This window comes from Neptuniibacter sp. (assembly GCF_024231755.1).
Lineage (GTDB): Bacteria > Pseudomonadota > Gammaproteobacteria > Pseudomonadales > Balneatricaceae > Neptuniibacter.
In genome coordinates this window covers 23076-48557 of sequence record NZ_JAAEQH010000106.1, presented here as the reverse complement: position 1 = coordinate 48557, position 25482 = coordinate 23076, and the positions used below count along the sequence as shown (strand labels likewise).

The window sequence follows — 25482 nt, the reverse complement described above, 5'->3', positions numbered from 1 at the left end:
GAAGTTCAGAACTTCAGGCTCGGCTAAAAAAAGAACGCCACTGTCCATAGTGTTATCTACTTAAGCAGAGAAGGTTTTCATCATTGATTGCAGCTCGCTGACAAGAGAACGCAGATTGTTACTAGCGTTGTTTGTCTGTTCGGCTGCTGACATGTTATTGCTGGCAATGTCGCGAATACTGACAATGTTATTGCTGATCTCATCGGCAACTGCACTTTGCTGTTCAGATGCGGTGGCAACTTGGATGCAGCGGTCAGATACTTGCTCCATGGCCTCGGAGACTGCTTCAAATGAAGAGTTTGCTTGCTTGGCCTGTACAATTCCTTTTTCTGCCTGTTCTGAGCAGCGAGTCATAGTGTCCGCAGTGATAGTTACCTGTTGTTGAATGGCTTCGATGGTATTGCGTATTTCGCTGGTGGACGTCTGTGTGCGCTGTGCGAGCGTGCGTACTTCATCCGCAACTACTGCAAAGCCTCGGCCCTGATCACCTGCGCGTGCCGCTTCAATTGCCGCATTAAGTGCAAGCAGATTAGTCTGTTCGGCAATATCGTTAATGATGTTAACGATCTGCTCGATAGATGATGCCTGATGCTTTAGTTCTTCCGATGAGTTTGATGCGTGTTGTACATCAGAAACCAGCTCGCTGATGCTATTGAGCATGGTATCTATATTGCGCTTCCCTTCATCAGCAAGATCGGACGCATGTTGCGTTGCTTCTGAGGTTTGCGCCGTATTGTTAGCAATTTCATGAGCTGTAGCAGACATCTCCGTTGCAGCACTGGCTAGCATGTCACTCTCAGTATTTTGCTGATGGATACCGGAGGTGGTTTGGCTGATAGCCGCGTCATTCTCACTAACCACGTTACCCAATGTTTCGATGCTGTCTTCTACACGACCGATTACGGTTCGCAGTCGTGCTCGCATCATTCTGCAGGCAAGATCAACTGCGCCTTGCTCGTGCATGTTATTTGACATGACTTTCTGCGCTAGTGGATTGTCGTAAATCTCACTGCTGATCCCGGAGATCTGTTTAATACCCTGAGAATTAAAGTAGATGGCAACCAAGCCAATGCCAAATACAGCTAACATCAAAATTGATTGATAAACCTGCTCCAAAGGGAGGTGGGCTGAGGCCAGCATGCCAAACCCCATGGCTGCAACAATGGCTGTAAGTCGCGCTGATAAACTAAAGCGCTTAAGTGGTTTTGTTGGAGGAGATTTTCGTAATTTACTGTAAACGGCTTCCGCGCGCCCAATCTGTTCTTTAGTGGGGCGGGTTCGCACTGACTGATAGCCAGTTTTGTTGCCTAGTTCGTCATAGAGCGGCATGACGTATGCCTGAACCCAGTAGTGATCGCCATTTCTACAACGGTTTTTCACCATACCCATCCAGGGTTGATCATTTTTCATATGTTGCCACAGATCGCCAAATGCAGCGGGTGGCATATCAGGATGACGCACAATGTTGTGCGGCCGTCCGATCAACTCTTCTTGGGTATAGCCAGCAACCTGGCAAAACTCAGGGTTGGCATAAGTGATGTTACCCTGAGTATCTGTTGTCGATATCAGGCGAACATGATCGGGGTAGACGTGTTCTCTACCTGTAACTGTTGTGCTCATATACGTCTCCAGTAAATTCCTGTTAACCGGAGCAGCATGTAATTTTTTTTATGGCCGCTTCTGCCCTTTCTCTACTTTAGGTCGCAGGGCAGTGTGGTTAGTTGTGCCGAAAGCTCGGATCGACATCTATAAAGGTTGTTGAGCAATTGACATTGCTCCGACCGTCCTATCGGTCGGATATTTTTTGAGCGCTAAACAACCTTAATTCAATAGTTCTGATTAAATAACGAATTATGCTGCAGCGCAATAAGGAATTGCCCTAATTGAGCACTACTTTGGTGCAATTTCTTATCCCAAACTGTCCCAGTATATCTTCTTTAAATGAAGCTATGATTAATATTGTTAGTGAATTTGGGGTGGAATGTTATTGCTGGATTGAGCGGTTTTGGTACATCCTAGGATGATAATTGCCTCTCGAAAAAAATAATAACCGGGGTTTGAATGCGTAAATCTTCTTTTCTTAGTGTGCCTTTTATCGCATGTGTTATGGCGTTTTCTCAGTCAGTATTGGCTGATCGCCTGAAACAAGAGGCTATTAAACAGCCTGGTTTAGAACATGCTCTGCTTCTATCTGTTACTAATGCTGGATCTCGATTGGTGGCTTCTGGCGAGCATGGTGTCATTATTTTCTCCGATGATGCTGGGGTTTCTTGGCAGCAGGCATCCGTTCCAATCAGTACTCTTATTACGGATCTGCACTTTTTTGATAATCAAATCGGATGGGCGGTTGGACATGATGGCTTGATTATGCGATCAATAGATTCAGGTGTTTCCTGGGAAAAGGTTCTTGATGGCAATAATCTGAATGCTTTACGCGTAAAACAACTGGAAAACTATCTATCGCAACTGCAAAAAAATCCGGATGTTGATAGCGATCTTCTCGAAACGGTCGAATATCAACTTGATGATGCTTCGGTTGCCTCTGAAGAGGGGCCAACGGCACCTTTATTAGATGTGCTGTTTGTTAATTCTGATAAAGGATTTGTGCTGGGGGCTTATGGCCTTCTGTTGGTAACAGATGATGGCGGTAAACAATGGCGGTATATCGGCCATAAACTTCCTAATCCTGATGGGCTGCACCTGAATAAGTTACATCTTACTCAGAAAGGTGAGCTGCTGATTCTGGGTGAGGCAGGGCTGGTAATGTTGAGCAGGGATCTTGGCGAGAGTTGGGTGGCTTTAGATTCTCCTTACGATGGTTCCTTTTTCTCTGTGGCTGAATCAGATTCTCTCTATCTTATGGGGCTAAGAGGTAATGTATTTAAACTTCAACTTCCTGATGCTCTTGCTGAGGGAAACGCTATTTGGGAAAAAGTGGCCTTGCAAACCACTGCTACGATCAATGATGCAGTGGTTGTAGAGAATAAAGCTTATTTGGTTGGTCAGGGTGGTGCTTTGCTACAGCAAAGTGGTGATACCTTCAGGCTCTATGGCGAGAGAGGTCTGCGTTCATATTCTGCGGTTACGGCTGTGGGTGATTACCTGATCACAGTGGGTGAAGCGGGTGTTAATCGAATTTCTCTGGTTGGAGGTCAATAATGAAACAGCTTTCCTCCGTCCTGTTGTGGCCTATTTTGACCAGTGAGAAGGTGGCTGAGCGCTTCCTTTATGGGCATCGCAAGCTGGTTTTGGTTCTGTTTCTTTTGATTACAGCTTTACTGACTTGGCAAGCCTCTAATATCCGTCCGGATGCCAGCTTTGTGAAGATGATCCCTGCTGAACATCCATATGTAGAAAACTATATCCGTTATAAAGATGATCTGGCAGGTCTGGGGAATAGTATCCGTGTTGTTGTGGCAGCTAAAGAGGGTGATATTTTTACCCGTGAGTTTCAGGATACGTTGAAGCAGGTCTCCGATGAATTGTTTTTTATCCCCGGTGTTGACCGTTCGGCACTGAAATCTATCTGGACCCCCAACGTGCGTTGGACCGAAGTAACCGAAGAAGGTTTTGTCGGTGGTCCGGTTATTCCTGCTAAGTACGATGGATCAGAGGCAAGCCTGGAACAGGTGCGGATCAATATCCTGCGCTCTGGCCAAGTGGGTATTCTGGTAGGTAATGATTTTAGATCTGCCATGGTTCAGGTCCCGCTGTTTGATAAGCATCCTGATACGGGTGAGAAACTGAACTATCAGGAGTTCTCTGCTCAGTTGGAAGAGTTGGTGAGGGATAAATACAGCTCAGCAACAATTGATATACATATGACCGGCTTTGCCAAGATAGTTGGTGATCTGATTGATGGTGCAGTTGAGGTTGCTCTGTTCTTCGCGGTTGCATTTATTGTCACTATGGTTCTGCTCTACCTTTATTCCGGCAGTGTGATGGGAACCCTGATCCCTCTGATCTGCTCTCTAGCAGCAGTTGTGTGGCAATTGGGGCTTCTTAACCTGTTGGGTTACGGCTTAGATCCATACTCAATGCTGGTACCATTCCTTGTATTTGCAATAGCAGTTAGCCACGGGGTGCAGATTGTAAACACCATCACGCTTGAATCTGCGACGACGGGTGCGGGTAAAGTTGAGGCTTCTCGTCATGCCTTTAAAACCATTTATATTCCTGGCCTGACCGCGCTGCTATCTGATGGTATTGGTTTTGTAACCCTGATGGTGATTGAGATTCAGGTAATTCAGGATCTTGCGGTGGCTGCATCTGTAGGTGTTGCGGTAATCGTACTGACCAACCTTATGTTGCTCCCACTGTTGATGAGTTATGTGGGAGTAGGGCGCAATGCCATTAATAAGGCAAAACGCAGTATTGAGAATGAGCACTCGCACTGGCATCTATTTAGTTTTTTCTCCACCCGTAAAGGGGCAACGGTTGCTGTATCTGTCGCATTTGTTCTGCTAGCGCTTGGTCTGTATGGCAGTAAAGATCTACAGATAGGTGATTTGGACTCCGGTGCTCCGGAGCTACGTGCGGACTCACGTTATAACTTGGATAACGAATTCATTACCTCAAACTACTCCACATCCAGTGATGTATTTGTGGTAATGGTTTCAACGCCAGTCGAGTACTGTAGCCGCTATGAAACACTGGAAACAGTAGATCGCTTCCAGTTCTACCTAAAAGGCATTGAGGGCGTGCAATCCAGTATCTCGCTGGTGGATGTATCGGAGCGGGTAACAGCAGGCCTTAACGAGGGTAACCTTAAATGGCGTTCTGTGATTCGTAACCAGTATGTAATCAACGCATCCCTCTCATATGTGCCAGCAGGTTTGATGAACAGTAGCTGTTCTCTGTTGCCGGTGATCATCTTCCTGGATGATCATAAAGCGGAAACACTGAAGCGTATCACGGCTGCAGTGAGTTCATTTGCGGATGAGTATGAAACTGAGAGTATTCAGTTCAATATGGCAGCGGGTAAAGCGGGCTTCGAAGCGGCGACAAATGAAGTGATCGAAACCGCACAGTACGAGATGCTGATCTGGGTTTACTCAGTGGTAAGTTTCCTTTGTTTGCTGACCTTCCGTTCTATCCGCACAGTCATCTGTATTATTGCACCATTGGCGCTAACCTCTGTGCTTTGTCAGGCATTAATGGCGCAGCTGGGTATCGGCGTGAAAGTAGCAACGCTTCCTGTGATTGCACTAGGTGTGGGTATAGGTGTGGATTACGGCATCTATATCTATTCTAAAATGCAGACCTACCTACAACAGGGGCATTCACTTCCTACTGCTTATCTGGAAACGCTGCAGAGTACGGGTAAGTCAGTGGCCTTCACTGGCCTGACGCTGGCGATTGGTGTGATCTTATGGGCGCTGTCACCTATTAAGTTTCAGGCGGATATGGGCATCCTGCTGACCTTTATGTTTATCTGGAACATGTTGGGTGCATTAATACTGCTGCCAGCAATTGCTTGTTTGTTGCATCCTGAGAGAAAGGAAGAGAATTAGTGTGATCAAATAATTTGCCGCAGAGGTACAGAGTGTATAGGAGTAGAGAATAATCACTTCTCTGTGAACTCTGTATCTTAGTGGTGAAGTATTTCGTGAGCGTTATTTAAAGGCGTCTAGTGCTTTCTGCATTTTGTTAGCTTTATTGATGGTCTTCTTTTCCTTTACAAGCCCATCTTTCGTTGAGGCCGCAAGGGCTTCAGTTTCACCATTAAGTTTTCTGACTTCTATAAGAATGTTACGAAGCTCATCAGCCAACTGAGGCTCCACTTCAGCTATAGCAATCTTAGAAACAAGTTCACCGTGCTTGGTTTGTATCTCGGCAACTTGACCCCAATCGTTCTCAAGTGCTGCGTTGTTCATCTGTTTTGCTTGCTGTAAGGCTTGTGCTGCAAGTTCAATTAAAACGCTCATTTGATTATTTCCGTAAAGTTTCTCTAATGAACAGTCTGTGTGTGCCGATATTAAAAAGCAACAAGAGAGTTATCCCATAAAGAAAAATAAATTTTTTTCTAAAGGGTTTTTATCCCTGGTCGATAACCTCTTCAAGCTTGACTCTCCGACCCCTTTAAACCGGAGAAATCAAAAGCAAAAAATTTAAGATGGCCGGTCAGACTCGGCTGAATATGAGGAGAAAATCTCATGGCAATGGTAATTAACTCAAACATCATGTCGCTGAATGCGCAGCGTAACCTGACAATCTCACAGGGTGAGCAGAACCAGGCTATGGAACGTCTGACCAGCGGTAAGCGCATCAACTCTGCAGCAGATGATGCTGCAGGTCTTGCGATCTCTAACCGTATGACTTCCCAGATTCGTGGTCTGGACCAGGCGGTTCGTAACGCGAATGACGGTATCTCTCTGATCCAGACTGCTGAAGGTGCGCTGGACGAAACAACTAACATCCTGCAGCGTATGCGTGAGCTGTCAGTTCAGTCTGCCAACGGTACTTACACTGATTCCAACCGTTCTACTATCAATGCTGAGGTACAGCAGCTGATCAAAGAACTGGACCGTATCTCTGAAACAACTACATTCAACGGTCTGAACATTCTTGATGGTTCTCTTGGAAATGTTGATCTGCAGGTTGGTTCTGAAGCTAACGAAACTATCGGATTCGAAATCGAAGCTCTGAACTCTAAAAGTCTGGGTTTGGGGGCAACAAGCTCCGATATCGCGGGTGGTGACACTAATCTGGGAACAAACTCTTGGGAAGATGGCGATATTCTGATCAATAATCAGAGTATTGGTGCTTTTGATGGAGCATCGACAGCGGCAGGTGAAGGCACCCTGGAAAGTCTGATTAACCAGATTAATGACAATGTTAACGGTGTCACTGCTAGTGGCTTTAATTTGGCTGAAGCTACTACAGTAGGTAGTGGCGATCTGGCAAGTGATACTCTGAAAATTACGGTAACCAACCCAGACGAAACTGTTCAGACATTTAATATTACTGGCACAAACAACATGGATGAGTTGGTTTCTGAAATTAATACAGTAACTGGTGGTAGCGTAAATGCATCTTTGAATGATGATAATGAGCTTGTGCTTGAAAATAATACAGGGGCTTCAATCAATCTGGCTGTTACTACTAGTGGTACCTTGACAGCTATCACTGGTTTTGCATCTGGCGCAAGTTACCCAACTTTCGAGGGGCAGATCGGTCTGACTTCTACAGATGGAAATGAGATTACCGTTACTGCAGGTGCGAATGGTTCATCTACAGATTTGGGTTACATCGGCTTCCAGGAAAATAGAGCAGATGGAACAGTACTAGGTGGTGCATTGAATGATACTGCATTGGCTTATGGTGAGTTGACAATCAATGGTCAGATTATTGACCATGAAAATACAGGCACTCTGCAAGGGAAAGTAGATAACATCAACGCTGTTACTGATGAAACAGGCGTTACAGCATCATTGAAGGCAGAAAGCACTTCTGCTACTGACTTTGCCGATAAAACAGCAGAGCTGGCCTTTACTGCTGCAGCAACTACGTTCACAGGGGCGGGTGCGGCTCTTATAATAAACGGTGTAGATATCGCTATTACCTCTGGCTCCACAGCGGATGCAATGGTTACCAAAATCAATACACAGACATCAAATACGGGTGTAACAGCTTATATCGATGAAGATGATCAAATGAACTTCTACAGTGATGCTTCTATCTCTGTGGCGGTTACAAGTGGTACAGCTGGTAGTGGTGGTCAACTGTTAGAAGCTGCAATTGGTGGTGCGGTCGGAACAAAAATTGGTAATACAATCAGTGCTGCGGCGACTCTGGTACATACTGCATTTAGTGGGGGTAGCATCCGCCTGAACAACGTTGAGGTGACTATCGGTAATACTACCGATATCAATGATGTGGTTGATGACATCAATGGCTCAGCTGCGAGCACCGGCGTAAACGCAAGTGTGAATGATAATGGCGATCTGGTTCTAACTTCAGCTGCAAGCTTTAGTATCGACACAGGTGATGACAACGGTGCGAAAACACTGAATGCATTGGGGCTGGACGAACAAGGTATTATGACAGGTGGTGCTAGCACAACTAGTGCGGGTCTGGAATTAAGATCTCTGAGTGGTACGCCAATTAGTATTGAGGTTTCAGGAAACGGTGCAACCAATACTGGTCTGAAAACTCAAAATGAGTCTTCAACTGGTGCTGGCTTTGGTGCATCTCTGGCTTCTCTGGATATCTCTACAGCAGCTGGAGCACAAAAAGCTATCGGTGCAATCGATAACGCTTTGGAAACAGTAAACGATGTTCGAAGTGAGTTGGGTGCGGTAAATAACCGTCTGGACTTTACTATCAACAACCTGTCAAACGTTTCCGAGAACGCATCTGCAGCTCGGTCCCGTATTCAGGATGCTGACTTCGCTGCTGAATCTGCAGCTCTGTCCCGAGCTCAGGTGCTACAGCAGGCGGGTACTGCAATGTTGGCTCAGGCTAATGCTGCACCTCAGCAGGTACTGTCACTGCTTCAGTAAGATAGTGGCTATACTTAACTGATAGAAGTGTGAATAATCCCCCTGAGCCATCGTGCGATGGGGGATTGTTCCTAAGAAAAAAGAGAGGAATATGTTATGGCAGATTCAATGAGTGTAGCGTCTACGGTAGTTACGCCATCGTCACAGCAGCCTCAGCAAGGACCGAAAGTTCAGCAAGCTGCGCCTCAGCCGGTTCCAGAAGCACCGAGTAATGAGCGTTTTCAAAAGCAGGCCCAAGAGACACAAGAAGTGTCCATGGAAAAGCTAGATGCTGCAATTGATCGCTTAAATGAGATGATGCAAAGTAGTCAAAGGTCTTTAAGCTACTCAGTTGATAAGGCTTCTGATAAAGTTGTTGTTCAGGTACGTGACTTCACAACTGATCAGGTTGTTCGACAGATACCTACAGAAGAAGCACTTAAGTTTGCTGAGTCTTTAGATAGAATGCTTGGTATGCTTTTCGATGAAAAGGCCTGAACTACTGGTTAGGCCTTTTATTTAACCCCCTATATTAACCAGAGGCTTAGGCTATGAGTGATAGTATTATTAAGTCACTGGGAGCCGGTTCTGGTATCGATACCACCAGCCTTGTTTCCCAGCTTGTTGAAATTGAACGGGCACCTCTTCAAAGTCGTTTAGATACCAAAGAAGAAAAGCTAGACGCACAAATTTCAGCCTATGGCGTATTAAAAAGTAGTTTGTCTGAACTACAAAGTGCATTAAGCCCTTTGGCGGATAATGATACATACAACGCTCGCTCGGTAGCTTTTCCGGATACTGATGTAATTACCCCTAATTCTGTCGACCCTGGTGCTCAAACAGGGACTTATCAGATTGAAGTTGTTGATGTGGCTAGAGCCCAGTCCTTGGCCTCCGCTGCACAGAGCGACAAAGATGCTGCGTTAGGTGCATCGGGTACGATGACCATTACTTTTGGTGAGTGGACTTATAATGGTTCTAATGAACCGATCGCTCCTTTTACCGTTAATGATGAAAAAGCCGCATTAAATATTATTGTTGAAGCGGGTGATTCACTTCAGGAAATTGCGGAGAAAATTAATGCTGAGGAAGATGCGGGTATTCAGGCATCCGTACTTTTGGTAGATGGGCAGTATCAGTTACTAATGACAGCCCCATCCGGTGCATCCAATGCCATGCAGATCACCACTACAGCCGATGGTGATGATAACGGCTCATTAGTTGATTTTGAGTTTAATGCAACCAATTTCTCCACGATGACAGAAACTCAGCAGGCCACAGATGCAGAGTTGAAAGTAAATGGACTGACAGTTTATCGTGATACCAATGATATTGATGATGTTATTCAGGGCTTTGATTTTACCCTTAACACAGCAGACCCTGGGCAAAGTTATACATTTTCAGTGTCAGAGGATCCTTCCCTGGCGGAACAAGCGATAAGGGATTTTGTTGAAGCCTATAATCTTTTTTATGAAACAGCAGAAAATCTGACTAAGTATAAGGAAGATGAAGAAGGGAATACTGTCAGATCTGATTTGGCTACTGATGGTTCTGCTAAAGCGATCATTAATAGCATTCGCGGTACTATTGCGAGTGCGGTTCCTGGAGTTGATGATGCATTCACAGCTCTAACCAATGTTGGTATCAGGACTGAACTTGATGGAACGCTTTCCATCGATGAAGATGATTTTAATTTAGCTCTTAATGATAATTTTGAACTGATAGAGTCGCTCTTTGCTACGGATACATCTTCAAGCAGTGACAAAGTTAAAGTGAGTGTAGGTAGTTATGCAAATAACACTGTTGCAGGTGATTACGATATTGCGATAACTACGGACCCCGTTAAAGGTGCAATTCAGGCAAATGTAATAACCAATACCGCTTTTGATAATGGAGCTGACGATTTTGGTGCATTGGGCGGCAGCCTGAATACAGGCCTTCTTGGGAACTATAGTTTTGTTGTTACTGTAGATGGAACTGAGTCAAATGAAATTACACTAACAGGTGATTATACGACGGTAGAGGAACTTCGGGCAGATCTCCAGTCTTTGATTAACGGCGACACCAATCTAAAAGAGGCTAGAGCTGCAGTTGATGTGACCTATGACACTGCTACAGATCAGTTCTTATTTACTTCAAGACAGTATGGTTCCAGCTCTAATGTTTCATTTAGTGGAACAACAGTGGAGACCCAAAGTTTAGGGTTAGCTGACTCGGGTTTGACGGTAACTGCAGGGGTGGATGCTGCTGGTACTATCGGGGGGGAAGCTGCTTTTGGTAGTGGCAATATACTTCTTCCCGCATTAGATAGCGATCCTTACGGGCTAAATTTTACCATTTTAGAAGGGGCTACAGCTGATACTGTTGCTGCAGGCGGTAGCCTTTCAATTAATTTCTCACGTGGTTTTGCCGGTGAGTTGTCTAACCTAATTGATGAGTTCCTTTCAAATACAGGCGCTATAAAAACGCGTGAAGACAGTATCAATAGCCAGTTAAATGATGTTGAATCTGATCGTGAAGACCTTGACCGTAAGATGGAAAGAGTTGAAGCTCGACTCTATTCTCAGTTCCTTGCTATGGAACGAATCGTAAGTAGTTTTCAAAGTACTGGCGATCAACTAGACGGCATACTTGAGCGTTTACCTTTCACCGCCTCTAACAGCTAGGCTAGCCTTTCGGAGCCTGCGAAGCTTTATTAATTTTGTGTACAGAGGCAAATCCTTCTTTGGAATTTATAGTGCAAGAATACTAGGAGTATAATGCATGTCCGGTTTAGATAGTTTGATTCACAAGGTAGATGTACTGAGATTAAATTTAGAAGTTCAAGTGCTTTATAATAAGAACTTGGAATGTTTTAAAAAATATCTGCCGCCGGTCTATGAATGTTTTAGCACTTATGTGCCTCAAGAGCTAACAGTAAAGCTTGATCAACAGGGTAATTTGAATATTTGTAATATTCAGAATGGGTCTTTTGTTTATTCTGAAGCCCCATTTAGTTTTTCAGAAAAGCAATATGCATTGTATAAAAAGAAACCTTTGACTAGGTCGATCTTCTTTGAAGGTTCGCATGCCAAAATTCATGAGCGGTACCTTCATACCAATTACATGAAAAAGCTTTTAGAAAATTATAGCGATATAAAAAGCAAAGAAGAACTTGTTAAAGAATCTTTGCCTGAAAGTATTAGGTTTATGGTAGTGATGGGAATTGGGAGTGGTCACCACCTCTTACAGCTAATAAAACATCATGATATACGTAATCTATGCTTATATGACCCCCATCTAGATGCACTGTTTAATTCAATGCATATGGTCGATTGGGAACCAATTCTTGAATATTTTGATCGTGAAGGGTATAGCCTTGAGCTGTGTATAGGGGAGCCAGGTCATGACTGCATGAAACGATTAGGGGAATTTTTCCAACGGAACGGAATATTCAATATTGCCCGTGTTTATCTCTATAAGCATTACAATAGTGAAGATATATCACAATTAGAATATCTGCTTAAGAATGAAATGAGTAATTTATCAGTAGGTATAGGGTTCTATGATGATGAGCGTATTTCTTTATCTCATACTGTTTCGAATTACTTACAGAACCTACCTATAGCAAGAGTTTCTCTATCTCAAAGAAAGCAGTTTGCAGGCTGCCCGTGTGTGATTATTGGTAATGGTCCCTCTTTGGACTTATGTGAAGATTTTCTGATTAAGAACAAAGATAACCTAGTTATTATCTCCTCGGGCACAAGTTTGCAAACTCTGGAAAAGATGGGGCTGAAACCTGATATTCATATTGAACAGGAAAGACCGCATATAACCTTTGAATGGTTAAAGAAATATCAGGATGGTGATTACCTGAAAGATATTACGTTTATTGGTTTGAATACAGTTTACCCTAAATTATCTTCTCTATTTAAAGAGTCATATATTATTTCAAAGCCTAATGATATAGGGACAGATTGGCTGGTCAGCCGTATGGAGCAAATAGAAGGAAATACCTTAGCTTTAGCTGATTTTTGTAATCCAACTGTAACCAATGCAGCGGCATCTATTGCTTTGACATTAGGGTTTAATGAGCTGTATTTGGCTGGTGTTGATTTGGGGATGGTAGATTTCGATAAACATCATGCTAGTAAAAGTGCATATTTTCATCTTATGAAAGATTTAGGTAATCGCTATAGAAAAGAGCCTGAACTTAAAGATAAAGGTAATTTCAGGGATGAAGTTTATACAACGATGGTTCTTCAAACATCACGTATTATCTTTGAAAATATGTTTGATAAATGGAAGCCAAATGTATACAACTTGAATGATGGGGCTTTTATACGAGGGGCTAAGCCTGCGCATGCATCAGAACTGCCTTTAATCGAGCAGAAAGAGGAAAAAAGCCAAGTTTTAAAAGAACAGCTGGGTAAAGTGTTTAGCCTAAAACAAATGAGGCCCATAGAAAGTAAAAATGAAGCATACAAAATATTTTTCGATTTGAAGAATATTTGTGACCACTTTGTTCGCGTTTTTAATACCGAGGTTAAATCTGTCAGTGATGTAATGGACGTGCTTAATAAGGCGTTTAAGAGTCTGCAATCAGTGAGGGAACAGTCGATTAGTTATCGTTTACTTTCGGGGAGCATTAATTATGCTCTGGTTGTGATTTCTTCGGTGGTTTTACATCTTAAAGAAGGGAGGGATGTAGGTAAGATCTATGCAAATATGGCTGACAATATATGTGGGTTTTTACAGTTAGTGCCTAAAGACTTTGAAACTAACTTCTACAAGGTTAGTGGTGAAGAAGTTGATTTTTTACCTCCGAATTTTCTTGAATAAATTACTGTCTGAGTAACGGATGCTGTATGAGATAGCTTTCAGTTTTATAACTTAGGGCCTGATGAGCCTATACCTACTTCCTCTAGGTTTAGGCTTATCACTTAATAGATTACCGTTAGTTTAGTCGAATTGGCGGTAAATTTTAGGTTCAGACTGTATTAAATTCCCTTCGAGGTAATGATCTACGATTTTATCTCCATAATGCTCATATATGAGTGACAGATGATCTGCTCTCCAAGCGCTTGAGCGCCATAACATACCGTTTGTTTTATGTTTATGGGTAGGTAGAGCTCCTTTTTTCTTCAGTAGATTAATCAGAGTAGGTAGCTCTTCAGCGAGTTGGACGACGGCTCTTGCACCTAATTGATGTAGAGAGTCCCCTGCCACTAAAGGAGCAGTGCATTGATGGACTACATCTCCGGCATCTAATTCCTGAGTTAATTCGTGAACTGTCATACCTGTCATCTGAGGTTCCAGCATGTAACTAGGCCAAAAATGGGTAATAGCACCTTTATACCAAGGGGAAAGGCCTCCATGACAGTTCCATTTATGCCCGTCAACGGCTTCAAGGGTCTCTTGGGTTAACTTATGGCAACCATAGGTTAGAAAGAGATCTGGATCTTCCTCTTCTAAGAAATTTTTAATATCTGAGCTATTGAGGTCGTCGTAAGTGGTATAGACAGTATCACAACTCGGTAACTTAGCAGGACCAAACATTTTTTGCTCAATTCTCTCTCTTTCAGCAAAGTGATGAGTGAATAGTTGAACTAATTTGGGGCTAATGTTCTCGGGAGGCTTGGGTATAAAGTGTTCTCTTCTTTCAATTATCAATTTTGATAGCAGGCCAGCCTTGGCAAGGGCTCTTGCTATATATAGGTGCCGGGGATGATCGCCAGTTAGAAATATGAGTTTAAACATTTTGTTCACTATTAAATCGGATTAAATTTTCGCTTTCTAGTTTCTCTATTATGGGCCTAAGGTCGTCTAACGGAAGATCGAGCAGGTTGGCTATTTCAAGAATGCTATGCTCACCATCTGCTAGATTTAGAATGGTGAGAATTGCGTTTAGAACTTTTCTGTCATCATGCATACGATCACTGGAGTTACGCCAATTATTAGGTGAGTTTACATTTGGATAAAGTCCTCTCTTGCCGAGCTGGGGTTCACCATAAGGGCTGAGGTTTAATGGTTTACCAGCAATTTCAGCATCTAAAAGGAAAGCCTCTAGTTGATCAATTGTTTTTATAAGTTGTTTTATGTCCATAAACTCTTTTGTATCCAATGAGTTATGGTATCCATCGTACTGGCCATATGTAGTTCGTGATATCTGGCCCATAGGCAAGTTAAAACCAGGGGAGCAGTACTGTCGTTCGTCAGAGCCTCCCAAAGGATTAAACGGGAGTGCTTTCCATATCGTAGGATTATGGTCAGCGAGATAAGAAACATAGGAGTCGAAGAGACTGTTTGCCATTCTACTTGACTTGTACTTTAAGTTTGATTCAGGGCCCCCAACACAGGTTAGAATCAAGCCTGCTTCTAGGTTGGATTGTAGATGACGGTAATATTTGGATAAAAAGCAAAGAGAACCGATTGTTTCTGGATTGAGGAGAAACCTGTACGAGAATCTTCGCTTTGACCATTGTTGAATACGGTTGTGTAGTCCGAGCAGTACCAATGGTCCACTCAATTCATTATTAGCAAGGGAAGGGTGGCATAGATAGCTAGTAAGCAGTATTTCTCTTGAACTCTCACCTACTATGGTGCAATGAGCGAAGGGGACTCCCCCTTCATGGAAAAATGAACTGTCAATTTCAACCTTATAGGTACCTGGTTGCAGCTCTTGGCGTTGCTTATGTGGCAAACAGAAACCCCAAGAGCGATTGTAATAGCTTGTGACATAAGGAATAGCTTCGGGAAGTGAGGGAATACTGTGTAAATGCTTTTGGAGTTCTTCTAGCTCTATTGATCTATTTACAGGCTCTGAGTAGTTCACTACATGAAGATTAGATTCGTTCGTATCACAGACCACTTCTCCATTAGGGCCCCATAGTCTGGCACGTTTAAAATGCCACTCTGGAGGTACTTCCCAATCGAATACTTGAGTTCCAGTAGGGATCTTTTCAATCTGAAGTGGCATATACTCCTTAAATAGGGCGATAGACTGTTCTAGGCCGGGCCCGGTAATTGAACGGCATATGGGGAAAAGTGAGTCAAAGCACTGACTTAAGAGTTCTTCTTCGTTATTTTTTATATCCACGCAGGCAATCCCCGATATTTACAAACTATTCTGTTGGGTTTCAATAAAATTAATGATTTCAGAAGTTATTCTTTCTCGACCATTACATATGATTGGTGAGTCAACGTTTTGACTTAATCCTGTAGCTATGTTCCTTAAGCTTTTGATAACGGGTGATAGGTGATCTTTAATAGGTTCAAGTGGTAAGCAGTAAGGTAAATTACAGTATTGAATATACTCTTCTCTGGGTATAACTGCAGGGTTAGGTAAGATCATAGTTGGTTTTTTAGCGCTAATACTTTGAAAGACTGTTGTGCCGCAAACTGTGATTGTTGTACTGGACTGCTCGATGATAGGGTGCAGGGTATCTGGAGATTCGATGATCGCCCAGTTATGTTTGGGGTCTTCTGGGATTTTCGGTGGCTTGGCGTAAGGACCCTGGATCCAAGCGATTGATTTTGGTTGGTCAATCTCACTTTCGAATAACCCTGGTAACCAACTTCCGTACCCTACTGCATCTCCTCCCCCTGTTGTAATGCAAATATCAAAACGGTCTTCTTTGTCATCATGAGTACTTACGGTGTTTGGAGGTAAAATGACATATTCTGCCCCAAAATTGATATTGTCAGCCGCTGGATTGTCATTGATTATATTAGGGATATAAACCTGATCTAAATAGGAGTTGAGCTTCGCCATATGGTCAATACCGAATAATCTGGCTCCTCTTTCACGTAAGTGGGATAAAAGATCGGTAAACAGTGCAGGAGATTGGAGGCGTTGTGGAAAGACATCAAAAATATAGATATCACTTTGGGCTTCTGCACAGTAATCCCAACATAGTTCTTCAAATGTGAACCATTGGTGGTTGAGGGTTTTTATTGATTTATGTTGGGTGGAGTCGCCTAAAATGATCAATTCTATTCCTAGCCCTGTTTCTTCGCAAAACCGTTCTGCTAATGAAGACGAGCGGATTAGTTGCCCTAAGCCCTTGCTTGAACCTGCTTCGGTGATAAACAATGCTTTCCCATATTGCTTGAATCCACTCTTCTGCTGGACGTGCTTATTTATATTTGTAAGAGAGGGGGAGTGATTAAGCCGATGTAACGCCCACTCTAAGTTTAGGGGGTGAGAGTTATTGGAATAACATTCTGTATATAGGGCATCCATGAATCTCCAATCTGCCGCTGTATCGACGGAAATTCGGTGATGTGAAGAGTATGTAAAATCTCGTTCTTGGAAATATATTGTTTTAAGTAAATTCTCATCTCGTGCGGCCAAGCCAACATGTTCTTTTTCTAGTTTACTTTGGCTGGCATTGAAAAGCTTTTTCCAGCCTTTCATCGAATACATAAGAATTCCTTCGTGAACTACTCTACCCAAAGAGGGATGTATCGATGCTGTTGCATGGTCGGCATTATCTGTTTCTCGAAGTTTCTCAATACCCTGAAGAATATAGTCGGGATCAACGAGGGGGCAGTCACCGCATATATAAACTATGAATTCAGGCTTATGGATATTTACTACATGGTCAATACGTCCCATGAGATCGTTGACATCACCTTCATAGCTGTAGCAGTTGATTGCACTTTTTCTTGCCCAATCAATAAGAGGTTTGTTGTACTCGTCCGAAGTTGTGGCGAGTACTTTTTCACCTGGTAGAGATGACAAACGTTCAAAGACTCTTGCAATAAGTGGTTTGTGAAAAAGTTCGAGAAGGTGCTTTGCGGGCAATCGACTTGAATTAAGTCTAGCTCCTACAACGGTTAAAACTTTAGTCATTTAATTCCCCCTTAGACAGGCAGAATCTTACATTAGGTAATGAGCCGTTTTTCTTTAATGTTTCATCTAGTTCAACTAGAGAGAAAAATAAACGACTAAAACGTTCATTGTGCTCTATTTGATTATGGAGCATAGGTATGGCTGCACATTCGGATGGGTCCCATGTTATTTGTGCAAACTCACCTTTTATTCCCCATTGCATGTTCCCTGATGATGAACCTGCATTATTAGATGATGAAATTATGCTGGATACACTAGATCCGTGAGATATGTTTTTTTGGATTTTATGCGTTTCTGGCTGTGTTCCACCAAAGTAGTTGCTGTAGATAGGTTGGTGCTCTGCATTGATGTTTAAAAGGGTTAAAGCTCCAATTCTCAGGGTTCCATCTGGCCGTGTTCCTCCTAGAAATTTGTAGTAGCAGTAAACACGATCAGATTCGATAAATTCATAACCTTTAATAACTTCTCCGAAAGGCGTAGAGAGAGAAATCTCAATTTTTAAATTACCGTCATCATTAAAAGGGAGTATTGTGAATTTATTGATACCGAGATCGGTAACTCTCTGCTTTTTAGATGGAAGTTCTGCGATCAAAAAATTGGAAAAGAAATCAGCAGCAAGGCTGATATGGCTGAACACTCCATGTTCTATGGTTCCAATCAAAGGAGAGCTATGGCCAGTGAATAAGAGAGAGTGAATACTACAGCCCTTTGAAGTATTCAGTACAATGTGTAAATCTTTACTTTTGATATGAAGGAAGCGCCCTGATTGATCAACTTGCCACTGGGAATAGGATTGTTTAGTCACAAAAGTAGTGTCGGGCAACGATTTCTGCAGACTCTCTAAACGAAGGAGATTCTTTCTGAACCTGTTTTCTCCAATATGGGTTCTGAAATCGGACCCCCAAGACTCACATAATTGTTTCCATAAGTCAGCGCTGAAAGGTAGTTTCGTTGCGTTGTTAAAAACTTTGTAACAAAGTGTGTTGATATACAGGTCGTCAACTCCACTTAAGGCCCAGCGATTAATATTGTATTTATTCTGCTTTTTTACAATGATTGGGGATTCAGGTGTCGTTAGAACTATTGGGTCACTTTTATCTAAATATTTGAGGATATCGCGGATAGGGATCCAGTTAGCATTGGTTCTCAATTGGATAAATATATCGATGAGGGTTTTCCACTCATCAATCTCAATTTTTTTCTCTTCCTTAAAACGCCCAGGCCTGTAGTTGAATACCTCCGCATCGTTACCATATATTGACAGGCAGCTGGAAGAGTTTAAATTCTGGCTGTCGATAAACTCCAAGTATTCTTGTTTGGTGATCTCACCATGGCATACTCTTTGAAGTTTTTGAAACAGGATGCTGCGGTTCCATATAACTGGGAGCATTCTTCCGCTATTTGCTTGAATCAGAGAAGGCTTATTACACAAAGTGGAGGGCCATTCAGGATGTAAGCTATAGGCATTGTCCCATTCCATACAAATGGCTTCAAAACCTGCATCTATGTATATATCGAGTAAGCTGCTGGAAAAGGCTTGTTCGTTGATATAAGCAATTTTTGGTGTGTAATTTAGTAATGATTGATAAGCTTTTAAGCCTAAGGCTTGGTTTTGTTTATTAACTTCACCTGGCACTAACGGCCCTATTAACTGGCTTTGCCCACTGGCAACAAGTTCACACTGGTCTTTTTCTAATAAAGTCTTCAGTTCTATTAACCAGTGGGGGGCGATGGTATTTATTCTTTCGAGTGTATATCCGGTTAACTCTAGCCCTAAGGGAATGTGATGTTCTTTTATTAGTTTTAATAAAGGCCAGTAACATTTCTCAATTACGGCAGAATGACATTCGTCATCAATGGATGAGAACGCGAGGTTTAAGTGAAAAATTGCGTAAATCGAGTTTGGCATAGTTAATAGGTCTTTCTTTACAACGCTTGCTTTTGATCGTTTCTCTAAAATATTCTGACATTCTCGTTATCAGCCTGGTAAAGGGCCTATTGATAAACATGCCTATGGTTGAACATCTTTGGTTGGTAACGTGGTGAAAAGGCGGAGCCTTTTTATTAAGTCATTGTACTTTGTGTGCTCACAAAGCTGGTGGAGTGCTTTGTGAGTAGGTAAAAGTTTTCCTTCTATCACAGCATAATTTTCTATTGCTTCTTGCGGGAGAGTCGGTTTCTCCCCCGCGGCTAATGATACCTCTACATCGTATAAATCCGGGTAAGAGTTTCCAAGAGCAGCGGGTAGCAAGAGATCGACAATGCTGTCTCCACAAAGCCCAGGGTTGACTTCATAGAGCCAAGGGGTTCCTTTGCTATCTACCCGGAAAGTAAAGAAGATTATTCCAGAGGTTACATTCCAATGAGCTAATAGCCGGTCGATTATAGAGATTATTTTCTTAGGTGTTTTTGTGCCTTCATGGACTGAAGGGACAGCAACACCTACACCATGGAACTTTCCTTCTAAGAGAGTCACCCATTCATCAAGAAATAGGGAGTGTATGCGCTTGTGAGCACAGCAAACTACCATTACTCCAACATCTGCCCCTGTGATGTATTGCTGTACTTCTACTCGTCGATTTGGGGATTCTTCCTTGGCATTATCAAAGAAAGCGCCTGCTTGTATCTCATCTGCTGGGCAGTAGACATTTTCTTTTCCTCTAAGGGAGATGTCCGGTTTAAATACTAGGTCACCCCAATCGGGAGTCAGATCATGGATATTTTCGAAGGATGTACCGGTAGGCACTGGAATTCCCAATGCTTCACAGTCCGTGCGTAAGGTCGATTTCTCAAAGCTGGCTCGGGCTAGTTGCGGTGAAAGACTGGTTAGGTTGAACTCTTGACAAACTAAACCTGCAGTCATTATGGCAGGCCCTGAGGTTCTTGCTAAAAGTCCTAGTGGCTTATCTTCTCCTAACTCCTTTCTTAAAAGTGTAATTGCTTTTTCACTATCATAAGTGGAGCATTCAATGGTGGTTACTCCTATAGTACTGCAGTCTGGATGAGGGCTACGATCAACTGCTATAACGGGTATGCCTCTTTTTCTTGCCGCCTGAATAAGAGGAAGCTGCATAGGCCCAGCGCCTATAGAAATCAGAGGTTTAATAAGTTGGCTCATGTTTGAATATCTCTGCACTATTCAAATAAGTAATAAGCATCGGCATTAGGAAATTGAGAGTTGATATCCTCCATAATGGACATCTGGAGAACTTTTGACATTGGAGAGACAACAATGCAGCCAGATGTACTGATTTCTGAAACTGGTTTTATACAGCCGATCGTGAGGAAATTTTTACCTATTTTATTAGGACTTCTGTCATGAAGGCCTACTTGTGGAAATTGTCCGTATAGCTGTTTATATGAATACAAAATTTGTAGCAGGTCAGCTCCAACCCCCCAAACGGAGATCTCTCTTCCACTATCTATAAGTTCCTTCATCTTAGTTGCGGCCTGACCATAGAGTTCTTGTTGAAAGCCGTTAGCTTGGCTGAAGGATAGTTCACCATCTTCTTGTGCTGATATCTTTTGTGCAACGATGCGTAAATTGGGGAAGCGTAATTCTGCCGTTGATGATACATGTTTAACCGCAAACCCCGCAGAAGAGACAACCTTTATTAAACCTGTAATAGTAAAATGCCTGAGGTGGACAGGGCTCACTTCGTTCCCGCATGAGGCGATTGTGTCTGCTACCATGCCTAATGCATCTGGGACTTCTATATAAATGAATCCTTGGGGTTTAATTAAACGGGCCATTGAGGCAATGAATGAACGAGGGTCTGTGACATGCTCAAGGGTATCCATCGACATAGCCAAATCATATAGTTCAGCATGCTCATCTAATAGGGCATTATCAAGGTCAGAATTCAGTGTATTGATGCCTGCATCAATAGCAGCAGTACTAGCTCTTTCTGACGGCTCAACTCCCAATACTTCATGGCCTGCATCGAGGAACCTTTTTAGAAAAATACCATTAGCAGAGCCGATTTCAGCTACTTTAGCCTTGGAAGGAAGTGTCACTGTAGAGGTGGCAAAATCGAACCTTCGGGAGTAAAGCTGCGTTTTATATTCTGTATAGACTCCTACCTTTGCTTGAGGAGTATCTATGTTTGCATAGTAACGACTGAGTTCTTCTTGGGGAGGAAGAGGGTGTTGTGAAACTGTTCCACAATTTGAACAGCTCCTATACGTGATATCTCGTTCGAGAGCTGAGCCATCGGATCCAAAATTTAAACTGGGAAAGGTTAAACTGCAGATCTTGTTGAGGTTTTCTTCTGTGTGGCTACAGACTGTACAAGTATATTTCATGTCCTGACCTTTTTCTCTGTATGCACTTAGCCGAGGCTTAATTTTAAACTTTAAAGTGGGTATGTTTTACAACCTGTTGGGCTCTTTCTCTGGCCTCTTGAGCTGTTTCTCCGGTTGTTATCACATATCCTGCACGTTGTGGGTGGTTCTCAGGCTGCGAAATTACATCTCCTGGGCATACTAGGTGTTGTAACTTGTGGACCCATTTCTTTTTATCGAAGTCTTCTTTTGAAGATATTTCTTTCAGGGTGCCTGGTTCTGGGAAGAAATACCGTATAGCTATGCCGATGTTCTTAGTTGGAATTAAACGCTCTGGATTGATATCTCTGCCTAAAGCTAAATCAATAGCTGCTGCTATCAGATCTACCCCTGTACCGACAGGAATTTGATCTGTACTAAACCAGCCTCCAGACAGTCTTGGCGCTATTTCGATAACTTTCGCACCTTCTTTAGTCCAGACCATATCGCCTTTGACTACTCCATTAGACACACCTAAAGCGATACCTGCATCAATACTTGTTTTTTCAATCTCTTCTTTCTGTTTAGCGCTCAAGTGGGTAGGAAAACCACCACCATCTTCAACAATAAACGGTTGTGTTTGTTCTAATCGTTCGTAATTGCGATCGGAAAACCCGATAGGGTAACCTATACTGTCTATGACTAATGCTTCCGTGCTGATTTGTGGGCCTTCCAGATACTCCTCGACCATAACCCGCCCAGAAGGGGAAAATTGCATGGAGTAGTCGAATACCCAGCCTAGGTCATCTGTATTGGTAATGCGAAGAACTCCGCGTGCACCACGGCTATCGACAGGTTTTATTACGTAGTAACCTGACTTAAGTGTTGATTTGAGCTCTGCAGCACTTGATATCTCTTTATACCAAGGGGTTGGAATACCTTTGGCGCGTAGGTGATTTTTCATTGAAATCTTGTCGGCGGATAATTGCGCTGTTTCTAATGAAATTCCCGGTAATCCCAGCATGTCGGTTATAGCTGCAACACTAACAGGGACATCAGTTGACATACAGATGACGCCATCAATTTTTGCTTTATCATGATGGTAAGTGCGGGCAGTGGTGACTAAATTATCGACATCGTAAGTACTGATAACAATTTTTTCATCCGCAAAGTCAAAGCCAGGTGCATTAGGGTCGCCATCGCAGGCAACCACATGCAGTCCCATAGCTTTAGCTTTTTTTATCCCTGGAACAGATTCTGTTCCCGCACCTATAATCCAAAGAATACTCAAACGAAATACATCCCACCATTAAGATTAATTGTCTGTCCTGTTATGTAGGCACCGCCATCAGAAGCTAAGAATAAAGCTGTTTCAGCAACTTCTGACGTCTCTGCCAAGCGTCCAGCAGGGATGCCTTCTATCTTTTTTTGCCCTTCGCTAGATTCTATTTCTCTAGCGGCCATATCGGTTTGGGCCAAACCAATTGCGATAGCATTGCAAGTGATGCCGCTGCCGGAATAGATCTTTGCAATAGACCGGGTCAGATTTATTTGGCCTGCTTTTGCCGCGGCATAGTGAACCTGATTAAACCCACCCCACTGTCCCCCTATAGAAGAGATATTAATGATTCGTCCCCAATTGTTTTTGACCATTTCAGGAATTACTTCTTGAGAGAACGTGAAATTGGAGCGGAGGTTTACTCCCAGCATGTGATCCCAGTCGTCATCAGTAATTTCCAAAAAAGGCTTTTCCTGAGCAATTCCTGCATTATTTACGAGAATAGATATTGGTAATGCAAAAAAATCTTCAGCGATAGCTTTGGCTTTCTGAATGCTTTCGCGTGAGTTGATCTCAAGTTGGACAGCGATAGCATTTTTTTTCCCTTCGCAAATGCTCTCGGCTGTGGTCTTATTATCCCTATAGCCGACGGCCACCTTGAAACCAGATGAAATAAAACCTTCGGCAATGGCACGGCCTATTCCTCGGCTGGCACCGGTAACAAATACAAGTTTATTGTTCTGAGAGCTCATCATCGATTTTTCTTTTTCAGGGTTTTAATCACTGTCTGGGCAATACCGTTTTCATCCAAGCCGTATTTTTCAGCTAGTTCATCAGGTTCGCCGGATTCTCCAAACGTATCTTTTACTGCAACAAAGCCCATAGGTACGGGGCAATCTTCAACTATGACTTCAGCAACAGCACTGCCTAGCCCACCATGAATGCTGTGATCCTCGGCCGTGACAATACAGCCGGTTTCTTTGGCACACCGTGCTACGAGTTCCCGATCTATGGGCTTGATAGTAGCCATATTGACTACCCTGACTGATATACCTTCTTTTTCTAGATTAACAGCTGTTTTGAGTGATCGAGCAACCTCTACACCGCAGGCAATGATGGTAATATCATGACCATCTTTTAGTATTTTTCCTTTGCCAATTTCAAAACTGCTACCTTCCGGTAGAACTCTGGATGCAGGGCTTCGGCCTGTTCGCATATAAACAGGGCCATCAAAGTTAATTATCGCTTCAGTTGCGAGTACCATTTCTAGTGGATCTGCAGGAGAGATAACAGTCATACCTGGAATTGCCCTAAAGGCAGCCAGATCTTCCAGGCATTGTGCTGACGCCCCATCGGGTCCCACGTCCAGACCTGGATGGCTGGCAACAATCTTAACATTCCTATTGGCATAGGCGATTGAGAGTCGGGCTTGCTCTATGGCACGTAGGCAAAAAACTGCAAAAGTAGTGACAAAAGGGGTTAATCCTGTTGCAGCCATTCCTCCAGCTGCAGCCATCATATTTTGTTCTGCGATACCGAATTGATAGAAACGCTCAGGGTAAGCGGTTCTAAAGTGGTGAGCACCGGTTCCTCCTGCGATATCTGCATCCAGTAGTACAATGTCGTTTCTCTCTTTTGAGTGTTGAACTAGTGCTTTGCCAAACGCTTCTCTCAGGGAGTCTCCGCTCGTACCAATGAGATTTATCGCATTCTTGGAATTCATGATTTTTCCCCTTGCTCTTTGGATTCCCAGCCGTGGATAGATCCTGAAATCCAGCCTTCAAGTTTGTGTTCAGGAACCCCTAGTTCTTTTAGAGCATCGGAGGTTTGAGTGTCGGTCATGCTGACACTACCGTGCCACGAGGGAACTTTTTCCATGAATGAAACTCCCTTTCCTTTAATTGTATGTGCGATTATTACGGTAGGTAGCTCAGACTCATTTCTGAATGTTTTGAATGCTTCTCTGATTTGGCCGATCTCGTGCCCATTAATCTCTAATACATTCCAGCCAAAACTGCTCCATTTGTCTGCGAGTGGCTCTAGCCCCATGATATTTTCGTTTAAATTATCACTTTGTAATTTGTTGTAGTCGATAATGGCGCAAAGGGAAGCAAGTTTAAAGTGAGCTGCACTCATTGCCGCTTCCCAGACCTCACCCTCTTGTAGTTCACCGTCTCCCAGCAGCGTATAAACAGAGCTATCGATACTCTGGTGTCGTAAGCCTAATGCTATACCCACAGCGACAGAGAAGCCTTGTCCTAATGAACCGGTACTGGTCTCCACCCAAGGCCAGCTTGTTACATCAGGATGGCCCTGAGCTGGATGGTTAATGTGTCGCAAGCCGTATGTTTCTTTTGCTTCAATTAAACCCATAACAGAGCCAGCTGCATACATGGCAGGGCAGCTATGACCTTTTGACAAAATGAAGCGGTTTCTTGCCGGGTTTCTAGCCCAATCAGAATTTATGCCTAGCTCTTCCTGAAAAATGCAGGCCATAATGTCTGCGCATGATAAAGCACCGCCTGGATGGCCTGAGCCAGCACTATTTATGGAGGTGATTGACAGCTTTCTGATCGTTGCTGCCGTGACGTTGATTTCTATAGTCATGTGCTTGCTCTTTT

18 protein-coding genes are annotated in these 25482 nt (G+C 43.1%); 6 read left to right on the top strand and 12 right to left on the bottom strand.

The features are described 5' to 3' along the window. Window positions 1-60 precede the first annotated feature (60 nt). Window positions 61-1620 carry a PAS domain-containing methyl-accepting chemotaxis protein gene (locus tag GY843_RS05590; protein ID WP_297307366.1) on the bottom strand — a complete coding sequence of 520 codons (1560 nt, stop codon included), beginning with the start codon at window positions 1618-1620 and terminating at the stop codon, window positions 61-63. A 441-nt stretch (window positions 1621-2061) separates the two neighbouring features. On the opposite strand from GY843_RS05590, the gene GY843_RS05585 reads away from it, so the two are divergent. Next, window positions 2062-3159 carry a YCF48-related protein gene (locus GY843_RS05585; protein ID WP_297307363.1) on the top strand — a complete coding sequence of 366 codons (1098 nt, stop codon included), beginning with the start codon at window positions 2062-2064 and terminating at the stop codon, window positions 3157-3159. Then, entirely contained in the window at window positions 3159-5513 is a 2355-nt protein-coding gene (locus GY843_RS05580) for an MMPL family transporter (protein ID WP_297307361.1), read from the top strand. Before GY843_RS05585 ends, GY843_RS05580 begins: the two co-directional genes overlap by 1 nt. Before the next feature lie 102 nt (window positions 5514-5615). Here the strand turns inward: GY843_RS05580 and GY843_RS05575 are convergent, their stop codons facing one another. After that, window positions 5616-5927, bottom strand: a complete 312-nt coding sequence (locus GY843_RS05575) for a hypothetical protein (RefSeq protein WP_297307359.1) — start codon at window positions 5925-5927, stop codon at window positions 5616-5618. A 228-nt stretch (window positions 5928-6155) separates the two neighbouring features. Here GY843_RS05575 and GY843_RS05570 point away from each other — a divergent pair, with 228 nt between their 5' ends. The 4 genes from GY843_RS05570 (at window position 6156) to GY843_RS05555 (ending at window position 13304) form a co-directional block, all read left to right on the top strand. Further along, on the top strand, window positions 6156-8504 hold the full coding sequence (locus tag GY843_RS05570) for a flagellin (protein WP_297307357.1): 2349 nt from the start codon (window positions 6156-6158) through the stop codon (window positions 8502-8504). Between the two features lie 96 nt (window positions 8505-8600). Then, window positions 8601-8981 carry a flagellar protein FlaG gene (locus GY843_RS05565; RefSeq protein WP_297307355.1) on the top strand — a complete coding sequence of 127 codons (381 nt, stop codon included), beginning with the start codon at window positions 8601-8603 and terminating at the stop codon, window positions 8979-8981. A gap of 53 nt (window positions 8982-9034) precedes the next feature. Then, a complete protein-coding gene (gene fliD, locus GY843_RS05560) occupies window positions 9035-11149 on the top strand; it encodes a flagellar filament capping protein FliD (RefSeq protein WP_297307353.1) in 2115 nt (704 codons plus the stop codon). Between the two features lie 97 nt (window positions 11150-11246). Next, window positions 11247-13304 (top strand): 6-hydroxymethylpterin diphosphokinase MptE-like protein, encoded by a 2058-nt coding sequence (locus GY843_RS05555; RefSeq protein ID WP_297307350.1) that lies wholly within the window; start codon window positions 11247-11249, stop codon window positions 13302-13304. Window positions 13305-13424: 120 nt separating this feature from the next. On the opposite strand, the gene GY843_RS05550 is transcribed toward GY843_RS05555, so the two are convergent. The 10 genes from GY843_RS05550 to GY843_RS05505 form a co-directional block, all read right to left on the bottom strand. Continuing rightward, window positions 13425-14222 (bottom strand): formyltransferase family protein, encoded by a 798-nt coding sequence (locus GY843_RS05550; protein ID WP_297307349.1) that lies wholly within the window; start codon window positions 14220-14222, stop codon window positions 13425-13427. Next, window positions 14215-15561, bottom strand: coding sequence for a DUF4910 domain-containing protein (locus GY843_RS05545; RefSeq protein WP_297307347.1), 1347 nt, complete (start codon window positions 15559-15561; stop codon window positions 14215-14217). Before GY843_RS05545 ends, GY843_RS05550 begins: the two co-directional genes overlap by 8 nt. An 18-nt stretch (window positions 15562-15579) precedes the next feature. Further along, window positions 15580-17319, bottom strand: a complete 1740-nt coding sequence (locus GY843_RS05540; RefSeq protein ID WP_297307345.1) for a hypothetical protein — start codon at window positions 17317-17319, stop codon at window positions 15580-15582. Continuing rightward, complete coding sequence (locus GY843_RS05535) at window positions 17312-19228, bottom strand: hypothetical protein (RefSeq protein ID WP_297307343.1); 1917 nt, start codon at window positions 19226-19228, stop codon at window positions 17312-17314. Before GY843_RS05535 ends, GY843_RS05540 begins: the two co-directional genes overlap by 8 nt. 102 nt (window positions 19229-19330) lie before the next feature. Further along, window positions 19331-20437: a hypothetical protein gene (locus GY843_RS05530; protein WP_297307341.1), complete on the bottom strand. Its 1107-nt coding sequence runs from the start codon at window positions 20435-20437 to the stop codon at window positions 19331-19333. Window positions 20438-20454: 17 nt separating this feature from the next. Continuing rightward, window positions 20455-21624, bottom strand: a complete 1170-nt coding sequence (locus GY843_RS05525) for a class I SAM-dependent methyltransferase (RefSeq protein ID WP_297307339.1) — start codon at window positions 21622-21624, stop codon at window positions 20455-20457. A gap of 43 nt (window positions 21625-21667) precedes the next feature. Continuing rightward, window positions 21668-22873, bottom strand: a complete 1206-nt coding sequence (locus GY843_RS05520) for an ATP-grasp domain-containing protein (protein ID WP_297307337.1) — start codon at window positions 22871-22873, stop codon at window positions 21668-21670. Continuing rightward, window positions 22870-23616, bottom strand: coding sequence for an SDR family oxidoreductase (locus GY843_RS05515; RefSeq protein ID WP_297307335.1), 747 nt, complete (start codon window positions 23614-23616; stop codon window positions 22870-22872). Before GY843_RS05515 ends, GY843_RS05520 begins: the two co-directional genes overlap by 4 nt. Then, complete coding sequence (locus GY843_RS05510) at window positions 23613-24584, bottom strand: transketolase C-terminal domain-containing protein (protein WP_297307333.1); 972 nt, start codon at window positions 24582-24584, stop codon at window positions 23613-23615. The genes GY843_RS05515 and GY843_RS05510 overlap by 4 nt, the downstream gene beginning before the upstream one ends. After that, the gene (locus tag GY843_RS05505; protein WP_297307331.1) at window positions 24581-25468 is read right to left on the bottom strand and encodes a transketolase; all 888 of its coding nucleotides are present in this window, start codon (window positions 25466-25468) and stop codon (window positions 24581-24583) included. Before GY843_RS05505 ends, GY843_RS05510 begins: the two co-directional genes overlap by 4 nt. Between the last annotated feature and the right edge of the window lie 14 nt (window positions 25469-25482).